This window comes from Treponema sp. TIM-1 (assembly GCF_046533115.1).
Classification (GTDB): Bacteria; Spirochaetota; Spirochaetia; order Treponematales; family Breznakiellaceae; genus JAIRMO01.
Genome location: NZ_JAJQRC010000024.1, coordinates 24,036 through 41,624, shown reverse-complemented (window position 1 = coordinate 41,624; position 17,589 = coordinate 24,036). Strand labels below are relative to the sequence as shown.

The 17,589-nt window shown below is 54.7% G+C and carries 14 protein-coding genes and 1 tRNA gene; 10 read left to right on the top strand and 5 right to left on the bottom strand.

Annotation, left to right across the window (positions count from 1 at the left end):
* On the top strand, positions 1–220 hold a 220-nt coding region (locus tag LQZ21_RS09865), incomplete at its 5' end, for a hypothetical protein (RefSeq protein WP_411044163.1).
* 564 nt (positions 221–784) lie between these two features.
* On the opposite strand, the gene LQZ21_RS09860 is transcribed toward LQZ21_RS09865, so the two are convergent.
* From LQZ21_RS09860 to LQZ21_RS09850, 3 genes are all read right to left on the bottom strand, one after another.
* Positions 785–1,126, bottom strand: coding sequence for a P-II family nitrogen regulator (locus tag LQZ21_RS09860; RefSeq protein ID WP_411044162.1), 342 nt, complete (start codon positions 1,124–1,126; stop codon positions 785–787).
* Positions 1,127–1,137: 11 nt separating this feature from the next.
* Positions 1,138–2,457: an ammonium transporter gene (locus LQZ21_RS09855; RefSeq protein ID WP_411044161.1), complete on the bottom strand. Its 1,320-nt coding sequence runs from the start codon at positions 2,455–2,457 to the stop codon at positions 1,138–1,140.
* A 295-nt stretch (positions 2,458–2,752) separates the two neighbouring features.
* Positions 2,753–4,354, bottom strand: coding sequence for a sigma 54-interacting transcriptional regulator (locus LQZ21_RS09850; protein ID WP_411044160.1), 1,602 nt, complete (start codon positions 4,352–4,354; stop codon positions 2,753–2,755).
* A 141-nt stretch (positions 4,355–4,495) separates the two neighbouring features.
* Between LQZ21_RS09850 and LQZ21_RS09845 the strand changes: the two genes are divergently transcribed.
* Positions 4,496–4,714 carry a hypothetical protein gene (locus tag LQZ21_RS09845; RefSeq protein ID WP_411044159.1) on the top strand — a complete coding sequence of 73 codons (219 nt, stop codon included), beginning with the start codon at positions 4,496–4,498 and terminating at the stop codon, positions 4,712–4,714.
* Positions 4,689–5,240, top strand: a complete 552-nt coding sequence (locus LQZ21_RS09840) for a hypothetical protein (protein ID WP_411044158.1) — start codon at positions 4,689–4,691, stop codon at positions 5,238–5,240. The genes LQZ21_RS09845 and LQZ21_RS09840 overlap by 26 nt, the downstream gene beginning before the upstream one ends.
* A gap of 81 nt (positions 5,241–5,321) precedes the next feature.
* Here LQZ21_RS09840 and LQZ21_RS09835 read toward each other — a convergent pair.
* Positions 5,322–5,393: transfer RNA gene (locus LQZ21_RS09835), tRNA-Arg, on the bottom strand.
* Positions 5,394–5,529: 136 nt separating this feature from the next.
* Here LQZ21_RS09835 and LQZ21_RS09830 point away from each other — a divergent pair.
* Positions 5,530–6,330, top strand: a complete 801-nt coding sequence (locus tag LQZ21_RS09830) for a M48 family metallopeptidase (protein WP_411044157.1) — start codon at positions 5,530–5,532, stop codon at positions 6,328–6,330.
* 8 nt (positions 6,331–6,338) lie between these two features.
* The gene (locus LQZ21_RS09825; protein WP_411044156.1) at positions 6,339–6,587 is read left to right on the top strand and encodes a TIGR03905 family TSCPD domain-containing protein; all 249 of its coding nucleotides are present in this window, start codon (positions 6,339–6,341) and stop codon (positions 6,585–6,587) included.
* A gap of 372 nt (positions 6,588–6,959) precedes the next feature.
* On the opposite strand, the gene LQZ21_RS09820 is transcribed toward LQZ21_RS09825, so the two are convergent.
* Complete coding sequence (locus LQZ21_RS09820; RefSeq protein WP_411044155.1) at positions 6,960–8,081, bottom strand: arginase family protein; 1,122 nt, start codon at positions 8,079–8,081, stop codon at positions 6,960–6,962.
* A gap of 502 nt (positions 8,082–8,583) precedes the next feature.
* On the opposite strand from LQZ21_RS09820, the gene LQZ21_RS09815 reads away from it, so the two are divergent.
* From LQZ21_RS09815 to LQZ21_RS09795, 5 genes are read left to right on the top strand one after another with little or no spacing between them, the layout of a single operon-like run.
* Complete coding sequence (locus LQZ21_RS09815) at positions 8,584–10,863, top strand: DUF5018 domain-containing protein (protein ID WP_411044154.1); 2,280 nt, start codon at positions 8,584–8,586, stop codon at positions 10,861–10,863.
* A 10-nt stretch (positions 10,864–10,873) separates the two neighbouring features.
* Positions 10,874–14,350 carry a hypothetical protein gene (locus tag LQZ21_RS09810; RefSeq protein WP_411044153.1) on the top strand — a complete coding sequence of 1,159 codons (3,477 nt, stop codon included), beginning with the start codon at positions 10,874–10,876 and terminating at the stop codon, positions 14,348–14,350.
* A gap of 37 nt (positions 14,351–14,387) precedes the next feature.
* Positions 14,388–15,176 carry a hypothetical protein gene (locus LQZ21_RS09805; RefSeq protein ID WP_411044152.1) on the top strand — a complete coding sequence of 263 codons (789 nt, stop codon included), beginning with the start codon at positions 14,388–14,390 and terminating at the stop codon, positions 15,174–15,176.
* Positions 15,173–16,348, top strand: a complete 1,176-nt coding sequence (locus LQZ21_RS09800) for a porin family protein (RefSeq protein WP_411044151.1) — start codon at positions 15,173–15,175, stop codon at positions 16,346–16,348. Before LQZ21_RS09805 ends, LQZ21_RS09800 begins: the two co-directional genes overlap by 4 nt.
* A 14-nt stretch (positions 16,349–16,362) precedes the next feature.
* Entirely contained in the window at positions 16,363–17,313 is a 951-nt protein-coding gene (locus LQZ21_RS09795; RefSeq protein ID WP_411044150.1) for a hypothetical protein, read from the top strand.
* Positions 17,314–17,589 lie beyond the last annotated feature (276 nt).

Here is a 17,589-nt window from a genome sequence, read left to right as displayed (position 1 = left end):
AGCGCTGAACTCGGAGCAGGAATTGAACGAGCTCAGGACAGCCTTGAAGCAAGCCGAGACCTCCTTGATGAGCTTGGAACAATCCTGGGCAACCTACAGGACCGGAGTGGAACTGCGGATAGCCAGCCTTGAACGCCAAACCCGCATCTACAAATACGGCTTTATCGCCGGCCTCATCCTGGCCCTTGGGGGATGGACTACCTTTGCGGTGACCCGGTAGGACACATAATTAAGAATTAAGAGGGGTAACCACGAACCACACGAACCACACGAACGAAGAGGGGAGAAAGGAATTAAGAGGGGTAACCACGAACCAACACGAACGAAGAGAGGAGAAGAGTTAGGAATGAGGAGTTAGGAGAGAAAGAGACAGCCATATTTTTTGTATAAATGGCCTCTTCTGAAATTTAACCTCAAAGGCACATAAGGCCTCTTACCCCCCATGCCGGCGAAGCCCGGCGGGAATTACAAAATAGTCGTAAAGCCCCCCCACATTCAGTCGGAAACCCCGCTTACCCCCCCGCCAGTTTAGGTCTGTGCCGGCGAAGCCCGGCGGGGAATTACGCCCCGCCCGCGTCTCTGGAATTCCCCGCGGTAACAGACCGTTTACGGGCTGTGGACGCGGACTCTACAGGTCAGCGGGCGGGGCGTAATTCCCCGCCGGGCTTGCCGAGCCCAGCCCTAAACTCCCGGCCAGGGAAATAAAAAGCGGCACAGCCTGAGCCGCGCCGCTTAATTTTTACCTGGTATTTTTACCTTGTGTTTTTATCTGTCCCCGCTGGTCTTAGCCAATCGCCACTGACCCGGTTTCGCCGGTTCTGATCCTGATACATTCCTCAATGGGAAGCACGAAGATCTTGCCGTCCCCAATTTCGCCGCTCCGGGCGCCCCGGATAATAGCGTCGATGGTGGGTTTCACAAAGTTATCGTTTACCGCAATTTCCACCCGGACTTTTTTCAACAGGTTCACTTCAATCTCAACGCCCCGGTATTGTTCGGTATAACCCTTTTGCTGACCGCACCCCATGGCGTTGGTTACCGAAATCTTGTAAACTTCGGCCTTATAAAGTTCCTGTTTAACCTCATTCAACACATGAGGCTGGATATACGCAATAATCAGTTTCATGTTCTGCCTCCTTACATGTTGCTAAATATCTGGAAACCTGTATAGGCTTCGGCCTTGTGCTCGCTTATATCGAGACCCACCAGCTCTTCCTTGGGACTGACCCGCAGACCCGTAATAGCCTTGATCACTAAAAAGAGGATAAGGCTCGTAAGGGCCGCCCAGGCGCCAACCGAGATAATTCCCAGGGCCTGAACCCCAAGCTGACCGAATCCGCCGCCGTGGAGCAGCCCCACCGCGGTACCTTCCACATTACCCCAGATACCGACCGCCAGGGTCCCCCAGATACCGCAGGTAAGGTGTACCGAGGAAGCGCCCACGGGATCGTCGATTTTGAGGACCTTGTCGATAAATTCCACCGAAAGGACCACCAGCACCCCGCCGATAAGGCCGATGACAATAGAAGCGCCGGGAGAAACCACTCCGCAGGGGGCGGTAATGGCCACCAGACCCGCCAGGGCGCCGTTCATGGTCATGGAGGCGTCGGGCTTTTTGAACCAGAGCCAGGAGAAGATCAGGGCGCCGATAGCTCCGGCGGATGCCGCCAGGGTGGTGGTAACGCAGACCCGGGCAATATCAGGACTGGTTCCCGAAAGGGTGGAAGCCCCGTTAAACCCGTACCAGCCGAACCAGAGGAGGAATACCCCCAGCATGGCCAGGGGGATATTGTGTCCCGGGAAGGCTCTGATCGCTATGACCCCGTCCGGTCCCTTGACGTATTTCCCCTGCCGGGGACCGAGGACCAAGGCGCCCATCAGCGCCGCCCAGCCGCCTACGGAGTGGACCACCGTGGAACCGGCAAAATCGTGGAACCCAAGATTCGCCAGCCAGCCGCCGCCCCAGATCCAGTGCCCGGAGATGGGATAGATTATCGCCGAGATGAAACAGGTGTAGATCAAATAGGATTTAAACTGGGTCCGTTCCGCCATGGCCCCGGACACAATGGTTGCCGCCGTAGCCGCGAAAACCACCTGGAAAAACCAGTCCCGGTAAAAAGAGGGATCCCCCATGGGGCCCTTGAAGAAATCGGAAGTACCGATAAGGCCTCCCAGGGCGTCGGTCCCGTACATGAACCCCCAGCCGATTGCCCAGTACACAATGGCGCCGAAGCAGAAGTCCATCAGGTTCTTCATGACGATATTGGTAGCGTTTTTTGCCCGGGTCAGGCCGGTTTCTACCATAGCAAAACCCGCCTGCATGATAAATACCAGGGATGCCCCCAGGAATAACCAGACCATATCCATGGCGTCATTTAGAGAAAACTCTTCCTGAGCAAAAAGGGTCCCCCCCACACACAGAAGAATGATCGCCAAAACAACAATTTTCTTTCGCACTTTTCTGTCCTCCTCAATAAGTTGTTTCAATGTATCTAGCAGAAACCGTGCCAAGTATGCTGATAAAACAGCGTTTTTTTTTCAGGAGGGAAAAAAACAGCGGTTTTTTATTGATTTTGGCGGAAAAAAGGAACCGGAAGGGGAAACAGCCGGATTTTGAGTAGGGAATTCACGTTTTGGTTTCCCCCAAGCGGTTGCAACGGGCCTGATTTTGAAGCCGGATCCCCCGGCTTTTCATTTTTCAGCAAAAATGGGCGAAAATTTCCTACAGAAATGTAGGCCGAAAATGGCATTCCTACATTTTTGTATTTCTATAGAGGTGCCAGTTTATCCCATAGTGGTGAACCCGCAGTCCCATCTGCCGGTCGGTGATGCCCAACTGACGGGCCGCGGCAGCCATAGTGCCCCCGTTGATCTTCAATGCCTCCACGATAAGCTCCTTTTCAAGCCGGGAGAGGGCCGCCTCCAGGGTGGTGGTCGGCTCCGTATGGGTCGAAACCGCGGATTGCAGGCTGGGGGGAAGGTTATAGGAGTGGATCACCATGTCCGTGGAGAGGATCACCGCCCGCTCAATGCAGTTCTCCAGTTCCCGGACATTTCCGGGCCAGGAATAACTGGTTAAAAGGTCGATGGCGGGGGTCGAGATCCGTTTGATGAGTTTACCGTTTTTCTCGGCGTATTTTTCCGCGAAGTGATCCGCCAGCAGGACAATGTCGCTTTTCCGCTCCCGCAACGGGGGTATATGCAGGGGAAAAACATTGAGCCGGTAATAGAGGTCTTCCCGGAACTGGCCCGCGGCCACCGCCCCCTCCAAATTCCGGTTGGTCGCGGCGATAAGCCGGACATCCACCTTGATGGTGGATACCCCCCCCACCCGTTCCAGCTCCCGCTCCTGCAGCACCCTGAGGAGTTTTACCTGTATCCGGGGGGAGAGTTCCCCGATTTCGTCCAGAAAAATGGTCCCCCGGTGGGCAAGCTCGAACCGGCCCTTGCGCTGGCTCACCGCCCCGGTAAAGGCCCCTTTTTCGTGGCCAAAAAGCTCGCTTTCGATGATCGATTCGGGAAGGGCCGCGCAGTTGATCTTGATCAGGACCTCCCCGGCCCGCTTGGAAAGCCGGTGCAGCTCCGCGGCCACCAGTTCCTTGCCGGTACCGCTTTCCCCGGTGATAAGCACCGTGGCGTCGCTGGGCGCCACCTGGGTAAGCATCTCGTGGAGGCTCCGCATCTTTTTGCTGGTACCGATGATGGCGCTCCCCGGCGCGATCCGCCCCCCGGAGATCTTCGCCCCCCGTTCCTCGCCGGGAACGTCAAAGGATTCCTTCACCCGGATCCGGAACTGTTCTTCCAGGATCCGTTCCCGGAGTTTGGCGCTGTCCGCTATGATGGCGGAAACCTGCTCCAAAAAGGACCGGTCCCCGGCCATCTGGTCTTCGGGATGATCCCCCCGGATGCGGCGTTCCGCGCTGAGGGTGCCGATAATGCTGCCCCCGGAACGGATAGGCACACAATAATAGGTAAGTCCCGCCAGATCATCCTTGGTCCGGCTCTTTGCCCGGTTGAGGAAATGGCTGTCCTTGGAAAGATCCGGCACGGTGATCGCGATCCCCGACTCAAAAACCCGGCCCACCAGCCCCTCTCCCAGACGATAGATCCCCCGGGCCTTTTCCTCCTGGGTAAGCCCATAGGCCTCTTCAATCTTCAGCAGCCCGCTGCCCCGATCCAGCAGGGTAACCATGCCCCAGCTCAGTCCCGCCCGTATGTCCAGCAGGCTCAAAACAGGCCCCAGGGCGCTTCGGAGCTCCACATGCTTATCCAGGGTCCGGGCAATATCAAACAGCAGCTCCAATTCCGTCTGCTTCTGATCCCGCGGGACCGTCTCAACCGTCAGAGATTCCATAGCGCTATGATATTACATTTATGTAGGTTTTTCCAGTCCTTTGTTGAGACTGAGCATTGCCGCCCCAGTCGTCATTACCATTGTCAATCCGCTCAAAAGCCGATATACTCATCATAAGGAGTATGGCGGTAAGCTCAAACCATGACCCTTGACGAAAAACTTACCTTATCAAATAAGGCTCTCGCCTTAAAAGAAGCCGGAGATAATGTCGGGTATGAACGCCTGATGAATACGCTCCCCATGCCTCCGTATCTTGTTAAAATAGCGAAAGAGAAAATAGGGCTTGATTTTGTTCTAAACAGCGGCTGGAATTTGTCGGAAGCAGAGGCGGTATTTGGATCAGATTGGCTTAGTAAATAGTATTTTCCGGGCAGCCGCAAACATAGATGTAGGCCGCAAGGGCTTTGCTATCAGGGGAAAGGAGCAAGAGGGGCGAATTTCCTACGAGAAAGGCATCATTGCGGCATTATCGGCCTTCGAGGAAGCCCAAATCACCGTGGACCCCCAAACCCTTATCCTTGCCGAGTATACTTTCCTATCCCAGGAACTCCAATTTTGCGGCGAAACCGACAAAGACACCCTCAGCAGTCTTACCCAAGCCATTCAGAGCTTTGACGATGCCTTCCTTGCCCTCCAAGCGGTCGAGGAGTCAGGGTATAAAACCGCAGATAAAGCCTTTCCCCATAGAGGAACATACCGCATAAGCGGCTTCCCCAAGGATTCTTTTCATATTGCCTGTATCGCCCACAAAACCCGGCTGCGAAACATACTTCGCGCCCCCGGCATAGACTCCATAGAAAAAACCCTGCTCAAACAACGGTTTGCCAACATGACCGCCGCCCAGGGCGGGTATATTAAGAAGCAGAAGAAAGCGCTGGCCATCTAAAAAATAAAACGTAATTTATATATGCTGGCCCTAAGCGAGCGGCTTTCCCAAAACCCGGTGGATTCGGGAAAGCCGCAGGGTTGACCCTAACAGGAATCGAACCTGTATAGTCGGTTTAGAAGACCGGGGCTCTATCCATTGAGCTATAGGGCCTTATTTTAAGGCAGGGGCCTTGTTTCCGCCCTTGCAATTAAGCGAAATTCATGTAGAATAATACAAAACATATACAATATAGGCAATAGAGACCTATGCCTGGTCCATAGGGGTTGGTTCATAAATGGAGGGGACTATGAGAAAACAGTGGCTGCCGGCTTTTATCCTTTTGCTCTTTTCGGGATGCGTTACAAATCCTCTGACGGGGAAAAGTACCATGGCCCTGGTTAGTAATAATGAGCTGCTCGCGTCTTCTTTCCAGCAATACGATGAATTCCTCAAGGAAAATACCGTTGTATCCGGGACGGCCGAGGCGCGGCTCGTGGAACAGGTGGGGGCCAGGATCCGGGGGGCCGCGGAAAAATGGCTTGCCTCGGAGGGCCGGGGTGATTATCTTAGTGATTATCAGTGGGAATATAAATTGATCTTGGAAGATACGGTTAATGCCTGGTGTATGCCCGGGGGAAAGATTGTGGTGTATACGGGGATACTCCCCATAACCCTGACCGAAGCGGGGTTGGCTACGGTTATGGGCCATGAGGTAGCCCATGCCCTGCTCAACCACGGCCAGCAGCGCATGAGCGCCGGGGTACTCCAGGAGCTTGGAGCGGTGGGCCTTAGTATCGTGACTTCTGAAAAAAGCCCCCAAACCCAGCAGCTTGCCATGACCGCCTATGGGGCGGGGTCCGAACTTTTCGGCGTCCTGCCCTTCAGCCGAAGCCATGAAAGCGAAGCTGACCATATTGGGCTTATCCTCATGGCCATCGCCGGGTATGATCCGGAGGAATCCGTCCCCTTTTGGGAACGGATGAGCTCCCAGTCCGGGGGGAATCCCCCTGAATTTCTCAGCACCCACCCCTCGGATACCCGTCGTATCGGGGATCTTCGAAGGTGGATCCCTGAGGCAAAGGAGAAGGCCCGTTTGTTGGGGTCATAAGACACGGTATGTTTGAATATAAAACCCATGGGACCTGTTCCACCAAAATACGGTTTGACCTGCAGGACAACCGGATCCATTCCCTTTCATTCGAAGACGGCTGCGATGGAAACTTAAAAGCTCTCGGCATTTTGGTGGAGGGTATGGAGGCCGAAGAACTGATAAAACGCCTAAAAGGGGTCCGCTGCGGCCGCCGGGAAACCTCCTGCGCCGACCAACTGGCCCGGGCAGTGGCTCAAGCCGTCAAAAATCACTAATGTGAAGGCCGTCCCGCCTAACAAATTCTTCATTCGAAAGTTTGGACTAAAAATGCGGATAAAATCACGAACCGCACGGACAGGGGGAATAATTAACCACGAACCGCACGAACACCACGAACAAAGAGGAAGATCGGGATGAGGGAGGAGTTAGAAGTGAGGAATTATGAAAGGTGGTATCGGGTACGGTTTAGATGATTCATTACGAGTAAAAAAACATGACTTTCAAATGAAAAGTTCGTGAGGTTCGTGTGGTTCGTGGTTAAATTTCTTCGCCTTCATGGTTAAATTCTCAGCTTAAATTAACCAGGAACTTTTACTTCGATATCCCTGAATTCTCTTCCCTGTTCGTGAGGTTCGTGTGGTTTGTGGTTAAATTTCTTCGCCTTCTTTCAGCGAACGCAAAAAGAACGCCGCCGGCTCCCAGGCCCGGTCCCCGTATCCGCCGGCCATGATCCAGGCCGAAGGAATAGACCGGGCCCGCAAAAAGGTATAGATCGACCAATCCCGGGCAACACACTGGTCCAGGGTTAATTTGAGGAGGGCGCTGGAGGGGAGGCCGTCGTGTTCATAGGGATCGGCCCCATCCACCACGATGGCCAGGTCCGGTTTTTGGCCGCCGGAGAGCTTTTCCAGCTTATCAAGCCCCTGTTCAAGTTCCGGTATATAGGCCGCCTCATCCCCCGCGGCCAGGGGAATTTCCACATCCGAGGGGAGTAAAGGAGCCCGACCCGGAAGGGCCCCCCGGAGGGTTTCCTCGTCCAGGGGCCAGCCCGCAGCCATTTGGACCGAAAGGGTGAGGATCTCCCCCCGGTCCTTGCCGGATTCCAGGCCCAGTTCCCCCCGTGCCCGGGAAAACGACACCAGCTCCGCGGTGCCGCAGCCCTTATGGGCGTCCACGTCCACTACCCAGATAAGCCGGGCAAGGCCCTCGGCGTGAAGTTTCCGGGCGGCGATCACGATATCGTTGACCAGGCAGAACCCCGCCCCCGAGTCGTACCGGGCGTGGTGCATGCCGCCCCCCAGGTAATAGCAGAACCCCGGCGCCCCGGCCGGGTCCGGCCGTCCTATGGCCAGCCGGCAGGCCAGGTACGTTCCCCCCACCTGGTTCAGGATGGTTTCAAAAAGACCGGTAAGGGGTTTTACCGCCCGGTCCGGCTCATACCGGTGGGGCCTGCCCTGGGAATCGATAAGCTCGTAGGCGTTTAAGAGGGCCCCCAAGAGCCCTGCGCCGTAAAGGCCGGTAATAAATTCCCCCTGATGAACCCGTTCCAGATCCCGCCGGTCCAGGCCAGGGCAGCCCCCAAGCCCCTTCATTGCCGGCAGGCCCCGGGCCCCGGGAATATCCAGGACCGGGCCGGGAAAACCGGAAAAGGCCCCTCCATCGCCGCCCTCCAGAAATTCCACCACCCGTCCGGCCCGATCCGGCGCAATGGGCAGCATGATGCCGTAATCCTGAAAATTCATGGTAAGGGCAGGATCGTAGAGAATCACCGGAGCCTCCTTTCCTGCCAGTATAGCCCGATCACGGCAAAACTCCAAGGACCGTATATTCCCGGACAGGGGAATAATTAACTCATGTTACGCAGGAAGAATAGGATTAACCACGAACGACACGAACACCACGAACTTTTACTTCGATATTCCGGAATTAATCCTTGAATTCTTTTCTTTGTTCGTGAGGTTTGTGTGGTTCGTGGTTAAATTTCTTCTTCGTGGTTAAATTCTTCGTCTTCTGTGCCTTTGAGCTTAATCCTATGCTTCATTTTTTAACCAATAGCAAGGATCTACTAAAAAAAAGCGAAAAATTATACAAATTTTCAAAAAAAAACGCCAAAAACCTTGACATTACAAAAAAAAGTATAATAATTACAAATGAAAGCAACATTTTGAGGAGTACGGGATAAGAAGTAAGCAATTTTGTTAAGAGGGCCGCTAGATGAAAAAATATATATTTATGATGATCCCGTTGGTTTTTGTCGCTTGTACTAGCCCAATGCTTAAATGGATTGAAACCCCCGGTGGTGAAGGCTCCGGTGCGGGGGGGGGGGGGGGTAGTAGTGGCGGCGGCGGTAGCAGCAGTGGAGGTCCTCCTTCACTGGTTGCGTTGGACTCCGATAAGGAGATAACCGCTTTTTCTTTTGGTTTGCCGCCGGCTGACGAACTGGTTTCGATACGGCTTGATTTGAATACGGCCGGATATACCCCTATCAAGGCCATCGTACCCGCCGGTACCGATGTTCATAATTTTACCCCAACAATAAGTTTTAACGGCAAGACCTTGAGCCCCCCATCCGGGGCGCAGAAGGATTTTTCAAGCCCCGTGGAGTATACGGTTACTGCGGCGGATGGTTCAACCCGGAAATATGTGGTAGAAGTCTCGGTAAAAACTCCGCAATCCGCCGAGATTGTGTGGTTCGATCTGGAGCTTCCCAATAGACCCAACAGCCCCGCGGAAGGGGTGGTAAACCAGCCTCCCGCGGCCGGCATACCCGGGGAAATAATCGTCCATGTGCCCAGCGGGACGAGCCTGACAAAGCTCCGGGCAAAAATAGCGGAAACCGGTAAATCTGTTTCGGATGATCAAGGTAATAGTGATTCGAAAATAGCGGCGGAATTAACCAGCAATTTTTCCAACCCCGTGATCTATACGGTAACTTCGGCGGACAACAGTACCACCAAGGAGTACCAGGTGACGGTCATCGTGGATAAGTCCGATGTAAAGGAGATAACGGCTTTTTCCTTTGCGGGATATGAAAATTCAGGGCAGGTGATGATAAGCGCGGCTCCCCAGAATGGGAAGATCCCCATTGTGGCGACGGTCCCCGCTACGGCATCTTTGACCTTAACCCCAAAAGTCACCTATAAGGGGGCCGCGATTATTGGCGCCGCTATCTCGGATATCCGTCCCACCACCGATTTTAGTACTCCCCGTCTTATAAATGGCGCCAGTACGGTTGAGTTTACCGGTCCCCAAACCTATACGGTCACGGCGGAAGACGGCAGTACCAAGGATTATGAGGTAACGGTCTACTTGGGCACCGTGAACACCCCGGGGGACGTCAATGACAAGCAGATCACCGGTTTTTACTTTACCAACCCCTCTGCGGCGGGGCTTATAGATGAGGCCGCCAAGACCATCGATGTAACGGTCCCCGCGGGAACAAACCTGAGCAGTCTGATCCCGACGGTTTACTATACCGGGGTCTCCCTGGACCCGGTTTCCGGCAGGGCGGTCAATTTTAGCTCCCCGGTGTTTTACACGGTTACCGCCCGGAACGGTACGGCCCAGCCCTATACGGTGCGGGTAAGGCCCAGACCGGCAAGCACCAAGGAAATCACCGCCCTTTCCCTTCCCGGGGCCGGGGTTATAGAGACGGTAATCGGCGCGATTCCCGATTCCGACGGGCATATACCTATTTCGATAACGGTTTCAGAGCAGACGGATATCAGCGCCCTGCGTCCCACGATAACCCATACCGGCGTTTCCATCACCCCGCCGGGGGGATCGGCGGAGACCGCGAAACCTTTTAGTGACAGCCCCCGGCATTTTGGGAGCCCCCAAATCTATAGGGTAACTGCGGAAGACGGCAGCTATAAGGATTACGCGGTTTCGGTCCATGTTTCGGGGAACGGCGCCAAGATCATCACCGGCTTTGTTTTTGCATCAATTCCGGCGGTGGGGCAAATCAATCAGGATACCCATACCATAGAGGTTAAGGTTCCCCATTCCGTCGATATAACCAGTCTTGCGCCAACCATCACCTATCTTGGTAAATCGATGGGCTATAGTGATACGAGTCCAGGGTCTCCAACTCAGGTGGATACGAATACCGGGCCTGCGGGGCGAAGCGATACTTTCACAGATGGTGTAAAAGATTTCAGTGCCGATCGTTTCTACACCGTTACGGCGGTGGATGATTCAACCCAGGAATATACGGTAAAAGTCACCAAAATCCCGGAAGTTACCATACGCTACGAAGGCGTATGGGATGACAAATTTACCACAGAGGCTTTTGACGAGAATACCGGCTTGTTGACCATAACCATAACAACCACAAATCCATTCCCGGACTCAAGTCCAAGTTACTATTATACCGCTCCTTACGACTGGTATGTGGACGGTATTGATCAGCCCGTTGCCAGTACGCAAAGCACCCTGATCATAAAAACCGCGGATTTTCAACCGGGACGGCATCAGGTAACGGCATCGGCAACAAGGAGCGCCGATGGCAAACATTACACCAACGTGGTGTACTTTACGGTGCGGGACTAAGGGGGAATACATGAAAAATTATCGGTTTAGTCCGGCGATCCTTCCTCTTATGCTGGTGGCTGCCCTGGTTATGGGCGGCTGTCCCATGACAACCCTGGACGAGCCGCCGGCTCCTGTCCCCGAAATGGCCGAGGGTGAGGGCTTGCTGGTGGTTTCCCTGGTCGGCGTCAATGTGGGCATCTCCCCTGCCCGTACCCTGCTGCCCCCGGACCCCCAGTTTACCCGGTATGAGCTGGAATTCAGCGGCGGTTCTCCTCCGGCCAATATTTCCTTCTATAACAGTACCCTGCAACTGACCTTGGCCGATGGAACCTATACTATTACCGTATGGGGTTATGAGGGGGATAATCGTGTTGCGACAAGTGGTTCGCAATCGGTTGGCATATCAGCCGGGACTATCTCCAACGCAAGCTTCACCCTCAAACCCTATATGGATACTGCGCCAGGCATCTTGAGCTTTTCCCTGAACTGGGACAGTCTTTCCCGTATGCCCTACCAGGCGGAATTGCTGGTAGAAAACTATGCCTACGCTAATGGGTCGCTCATTGATCCGCCCACGCCCATATCCCAGACCATCATCCCCCTGGAGTTCCCTTCCGGTTCCGTGCCGGGGTCCATGCGGCTTTTGGACCGGGACAGCGCCCTGGTTAACCTGGCCGGTTCCCTGATCCTTCCCCCGGGGGAGTATCGCCTGACCATGAGCGTTACCATGGACCCGGATACCACACCGGCGAGCCGTCTGGACTTTGCCCACATCTATTCCAACCTCACCACCCCCGCCCCCTTCTACTATGGCGGCGGGGATCTCTATATCTCCAACACCAGCCCCGATTCAGGGGCCTCCTTTATTACCGCCTTTACCTTTGCGGAAACCCCCAACGCCACCACGGTGATTGGGTCGGAACCGGGCCTTGACGGTACGCGGCTGATTATGATCATGGTTCCTGCCGATACTAGCCTGAAAGCCTTAACCCCCAGCGTGACAACCGCTCCGGGCGCGGTCATCACGTCGCCCCTGCCGGCAACTCTCTCGTCAGGTGTTCCCAGTTCAACCTATGTCCAGGGGGAGATAGATTTTTCCAACCCGACGATCTGGACCGCCCAGGCAAAAAACGGCGCGGTTCAGAAGTACACCGTGGTGGTTTCAGATGCGCCGACTACTTCGACTGAAGCACGGATTACTTATTTCTTTTTCGATGGTTACGCCATTTGTCCGGGTATTATTGACCAAAGTACCCATACCATCCAGGTAATGCTGCCCTATGGCACTGCTGTTAATTCTCTTACCCCAATCATTTCGATTATTGGGAAAAGGGTATCGCGGTGGTATGGCTCAGCAGACCAAACCGTGGGGCCATTTGATTTTACTGGTTCTTCTTCTTCCGGTACACCAACAGTTTATCGTGTGTATGCCGGGAATAACAGCAATTACCAGGATTACGGTGTCACAGTCGATGTGGCGCCTGATACCGCAGAAATTACCCGTTTTGCCATTGATGGCTACCCGGATCGCGCCGTTACGTCCACCGTCAACTCGTATGGTGTGATTTCCAATGATACGATTACCTTAAAACTGCCCTACGGCGTGTCCCTGAAAAACCTTACCCCCCTTATTCAGTATCACGGAAAGACCTTGAACCCGCTTTCGGGGGTGCGGCAGAATTTCAGCGGCCATGTGTATTACACCGTAACTCCCGATACCGGTACTGCCAAAACCTACCAGGTGACCATTACCAACGAAGGCCCGGACAGGGACCTTGGGATACTGGACTTTTGGGTTACCAATGTCTCCAACGCCAAAGTGGTTATCGGGCAGAAGCCCCGGCAGGACGGGAAGATACCCATCGTTATCCAGGTTCCCTTTGGAACCAATGAAGCCAATATGATAGCGGGTATCCGCCTGAGCAGTCCGACTGCCCATATATATTCCCTTGATAAGGTGACCGGGAATCCAACAGGCTCCGCCGATGGCGCGGTTATTCCCTTTAATAACGCGGGTAACCCCAAGGAAGCGGTGTACCGGGTCATTGCCCAGGACGGGACAACTCACCAGGACTATGTGGCGCTGGTGAGCGCGGGCGGTCAGTACTATTATGTGAACGGGATTAATGGATGGGATAATTGGCCAGATTATTACAACGGCGAAACAGAAGGCCGGGCATTCAAGACCCTGGCCTATGCGGTACAACAAGCCGCGTCTAACCCGGGTATAAACAAAATATTCCTCCTCGGCGACCTTACCGCTGCCAATCAAACCGGAACCGGCGCCGATCCTTCCACTGATCCAGGCAGTGTCGTTGCCATTGGCGGGTCCGGCGGCAAAAAAATCACCATCACCAGCACCACCGGCGCGGCCATTCGCGGCGCGTCCGGCAAGCGGGTTGTCTCTGTTACCGGGGGCGCGGATATCGTCTTCGAGAACATCAACATCACCGGGGGCAGTACCTCCGGCAACGGCGGCGGTATCTCCATCACCGGGAACAGCAAAGTCAAGTTTTCCGGAGGCAATATCACCGGGAACACGGCCGCTTCCGGGGGCGGGGTATATGTGGAAGGACAAAAGGCGGACTCACCCGTTCGCAGCGAATTTACCTTCATGGGCGGTGAAATAAGCGGTAATACCGCCACCAGCGCCGCCAAGGGGGACCCCGATGTGTCCGGCATGGGCGGTGGCGGTGGGGTCTACGTGAAGGACAACGCCCTCTTCTGGCTGGCCAGCGGAACTATTTCCAACAATACCACCAAGGGTGCTGGGGGTGGTGTCCTGATCAACGGACATGTATATGGTACCGTTCCCAGTCTTGAAGAATACGGCTTCCTCATGAGTGGGGGAAAGATCGTCAATAACAAGTCCACCAGCACTACCTACCCCCATGGCGGCGGCGGGGTCTATGTGGCCCACGGGGCCTTTGAGATGCTGGGGGGCGATATCACCGGTAATACCGCGACCCGCCAGGGCGGCGGGGTCTTTGTCCACTGGGGGCAGGCCCGGTTCACCGCATCCGGTAATTCTACGATAACCGGCAATGAAGGGGTCGGCAGTTCCAAGGCGATATGCAACCGGGGGACCACGGAAATGCTGGGCAATGCCCGGGCGGACAAGATCTATGTCTGGAATTACGATACCGCTTCGGACCAAAGCTTTACCCTGACGCCGGACGTAAGGATTGACGGTGTGGCCCTTGCCTATTCGGCGTCCCATAAGAATTTCATAACCCTTTTTGGCACTTCATGGCCGGGGACGGGGCCGATATGCGTCATTGACCTGGAGAGCCATTTGAACAACAGCGGTTCCTTTGCAGGGCAGCTTGAACCCGACTGGCTCGGTAAAAAGGTAATTGATGCTAACCCTACTGTCTTGTCGACGATCCTTTCCCGTCTCCCCCTCAATTCCTTTACGGGGACCCCGTCGGTCTATAATTTGGGGACCCATTATGAAATTAAGGTTGACATGATCGGGGCTAAAGGGACCTTCGAGAAAAAATGAGTTACTTCCGGATTGGCAGAAAAAAGGAGGCGGCCCCATGAAAAGACATTCCCGGCTAAGGGTTCCGGCGGTTTTGTTGTTTGCGGCTTTGTTGTGCTGCCCCACTCCCCATGCCGCGAATGCCCAGGATGAGACCGTGGAGTGGATTGAGACCGGACGCTTCGGCACCGAGGAAGGGGGGCCGCCCTCGACCGCGCCGGAGGAAACAGAGCGGCCTGATAAATGGCTCTATGCGGGTGTGCGGCTTGGACCCTCCCTGCGGTTTTATACCCCATCGGGGGATACCGTGTATACCGGGGGCGATACCCGTGCCCTTTCCCTGGATACGGCCTTCGAGGCAAACCTGCGGGTCCTTCCGTTTCTGAGTATCCAGGGAGAGGTGATTTTTACCTGGGATAACGCCTCCTATTGGAATTATACCCGTATATCCGGTGTAACCGACCGTTACTCCCAGGACTATACCGCTTTTTCATTGCAGTTTCCCCTTTTTGCCCGGTTTGACCTTTACCCCGGTAAATTCCGGGTATCCCCCTTCCTGGGCCTTTATTTTCTGGCGGCCCTGGGGAACCTTAAAACCACCAATTCCCTGGATAACAAGCAGCAATCCTGGGCATACCGGGTTTCACCCCCGGTTGGATTGTTGGGCGGTCTGAATGTCGGACGGGAATTAGGTCCCGGCGCACTCTTGATTGATCTCCGGTATGGCATCGATCTGGGGGAACCGGAAGTGCGGAGCGGGGATCTCAAAACCTACCGGCGGAGCATGATGTCTTTGACCGTAGGCTATGAATGGGGGTTTATTACCAAAAGGGAGAACAAGCCATGAAGATCCGTTGTTTTCCGCACCAGGGGATTTCCGCCCGGGGGATGATCTTTTACGGTATTATCGGTTTAATGCTGCTTCCGGTCCTGGTTTTTGCCCAAACCGGGCCCACGGAAAATACCGGCAGGCCGGAGACGGTGGAGAAGCTGCCGGTGGCGGTGCTTCCCCTGATAGGGGAAGAAAAAGATATGGTTCAACCCTTTTATCAGGGGATCATAGAGTCGGTGGCCGCCCTGGGGAAATATACCCCCCAGCCGGTGCCCCAGGAAGTGGTTGACGCGGTAGAGGAAATTCCCACGGACCTGCCCCCTCACCAAGAGGTAGTTGCCGGCGCCCGGTATGCCCTTACCGGCGGCGTTTATCCGGGTAATGCGGCAGGGGAATATTATCTGCAATTATGGCTGTGGGATATGGCCGGTGCTACCATGATCTACACCGATGATTTGATTTACGAAGATATAAACGATGCCATGTTGAGTTTGCCGGGTCTGGTGGAATGGCTTTTTTCCCATATCATGGAGCTTACCATTGAACCGCCGGCGCCCGAACTTAGGCCGGACCCGGGGTTTACCCTGGGCTTCCGCTTCGGCATTTCCCCGCGGTGGTATATCAGCCCCGGGGAGCAGTCCGCCGGCGCCCAGGCCGTGGTGGTAGAAGGGGGGGTGTCCGGTTCTTTCCGCTTGAATCCCCTCCTTGCCCTGCAGCTTGAACTCATCATGACCGGGGATACCGTGGTCTACCGGGGCCTTAATTTGAACGACCAAATCTATAATGTAAAATACAGTTCCCTTTCCCTGATGGTCCCCTTACTGCTGCGGATGAATTTCAGGCCCGGATTGGTACGGCTTTCCCCCCTGGCGGGATTGTATTTTGTCGTACCCCTGGGGGACACCCGTTACCGTGAAAGCAGGGACGGATCGGTCCGGTCATATTCCACTTCCTTCTCCGTGCCCCTGGGATTCACCCTGGGATTTGAAGCGGCGATAAAATTTGGGCCCGGAGAAGTTTTTTCGGATCTGCGGTATAATGGAGATTTTGGTACGGTAAGCATTAATGACCCTGACAAAACAAAATACAAACGGCATATTTTTTCCATTACCCTGGGTTATGAATTTGGATTTTTTTATAGAAACAGGGGTTCTCCCAAAACTTCAGGGTGGGGAGAATCCCAATAAGCAGGGGGTTCCTTATGAAACGGTTCCGGGTGATCGTGGTTTTCGGTTTATTTTTCCCGATTTTCTGTTTTGCCCAATCCCAAACAGGCAATGCTTCGTATAATTCATCAAAAACAGGACTTTTCATATCCCATCCCAGCTTGTCCTTTAATACCAAAGTGCGGGTAACTAATTTGAATAACAACCGCTCGGTGGAGGCCACCGTTAACGGGCGTATTCCGATAACAACGGATCGGATCGCCGATATTTCCCGGGATACGGGGGATGCCATAGGAATGGCCCGGACCGGCCTGACCCCGGTAAGGATCGAGGAACTGGCTTTTCAGCACCCCGCTTCCCCGCCGCCCCCGGCTACCACTGCGGTAGTTCCCGCCCCGGTCCCGCAAGCACCGACCCCTGCTCCGCAAGCACCGGCTCCTGCGCCACAAACACCGGCTCCGGTCCCGCAAGCACCGGCCCCTGCTCCGCAAGCACCGGCCCCGGTCCCGCAAGCACCGACCCCTGCGCCACAAGCACCGGCCCCTGTACCACAAGCACCGGTCATTGTCCCCCAGCCGCCTGCCCCTGCTCCGCAAACGCCGGTCGTTATCGCCCAGCCACCGGCCCCGGTCCCCCCGGCATCGGCTCCTATTCCGCCGCCCCCGGTTTCTGTCCCGCAGACACCGGCCGTTCCACCCGCCGCCCCGCCGGTTACCGCACCGGTCCCGGAGCCCCCCGCCCCGCAGGTACCGGTACCGCCGGTCCAGATTATAACCACCGAGGAGTATATTCCGGCATCCGCCTGCCCGGTTACGAATTGTGCCAATACCCCCCTTTTGATAATCATCCTGATCCTGCTTATCCTGATAATAGTACTCCTGGTGATAATTATTATCCTGATCTTACGCCGTTTTCCTTTCTTGCCAAAGCATTACCGGGTTTGGCTGCGCCGCCATGTCTTTTTCGCCAAACGACAGCAGAAATAGCTGAGAAATCTCGGATACATGGGAGAAGAGGGTTAACCACAAACCTCACGAACACCACGAACTGGTATGCCGGCACCGGAGGAGCCGAGAAGAGAATTCGACCACGAAGGCGAAGAAGGCGAAGAAGGGAAGAAGAATTAAAAGAGAAGAGAGGAGTTAGGAGTGAGGAATTATGAAAGTTGGTATCGGATACGGTTTAGATGATTCATTACGAATAAAATATGACTTTCAAATGAAAATCTCGTGATTTCTTTTTGAAACTGAGATTGCTGCCCT

Bases quoted from the DNA above. Each gene is read 5' to 3' on its own strand.
- LQZ21_RS09860 (WP_411044162.1), bottom strand. From the start codon at position 1,126: ATGAAACTGATTATTGCGTATATCCAGCCTCATGTGTTGAATGAGGTT.
- LQZ21_RS09850 (WP_411044160.1), bottom strand. From the start codon at position 4,354: ATGGAATCTCTGACGGTTGAGACGGTCCCGCGGGATCAGAAGCAGACG.
- LQZ21_RS09845 (WP_411044159.1), top strand. From the start codon at position 4,496: ATGACCCTTGACGAAAAACTTACCTTATCAAATAAGGCTCTCGCCTTA.
- LQZ21_RS09830 (WP_411044157.1), top strand. From the start codon at position 5,530: ATGAGAAAACAGTGGCTGCCGGCTTTTATCCTTTTGCTCTTTTCGGGA.
- LQZ21_RS09825 (WP_411044156.1), top strand. From the start codon at position 6,339: ATGTTTGAATATAAAACCCATGGGACCTGTTCCACCAAAATACGGTTT.
- LQZ21_RS09815 (WP_411044154.1), top strand. From the start codon at position 8,584: ATGCTTAAATGGATTGAAACCCCCGGTGGTGAAGGCTCCGGTGCGGGG.
- LQZ21_RS09810 (WP_411044153.1), top strand. From the start codon at position 10,874: ATGAAAAATTATCGGTTTAGTCCGGCGATCCTTCCTCTTATGCTGGTG.
- LQZ21_RS09805 (WP_411044152.1), top strand. From the start codon at position 14,388: ATGAAAAGACATTCCCGGCTAAGGGTTCCGGCGGTTTTGTTGTTTGCG.
- LQZ21_RS09800 (WP_411044151.1), top strand. From the start codon at position 15,173: ATGAAGATCCGTTGTTTTCCGCACCAGGGGATTTCCGCCCGGGGGATG.
- LQZ21_RS09795 (WP_411044150.1), top strand. From the start codon at position 16,363: ATGAAACGGTTCCGGGTGATCGTGGTTTTCGGTTTATTTTTCCCGATT.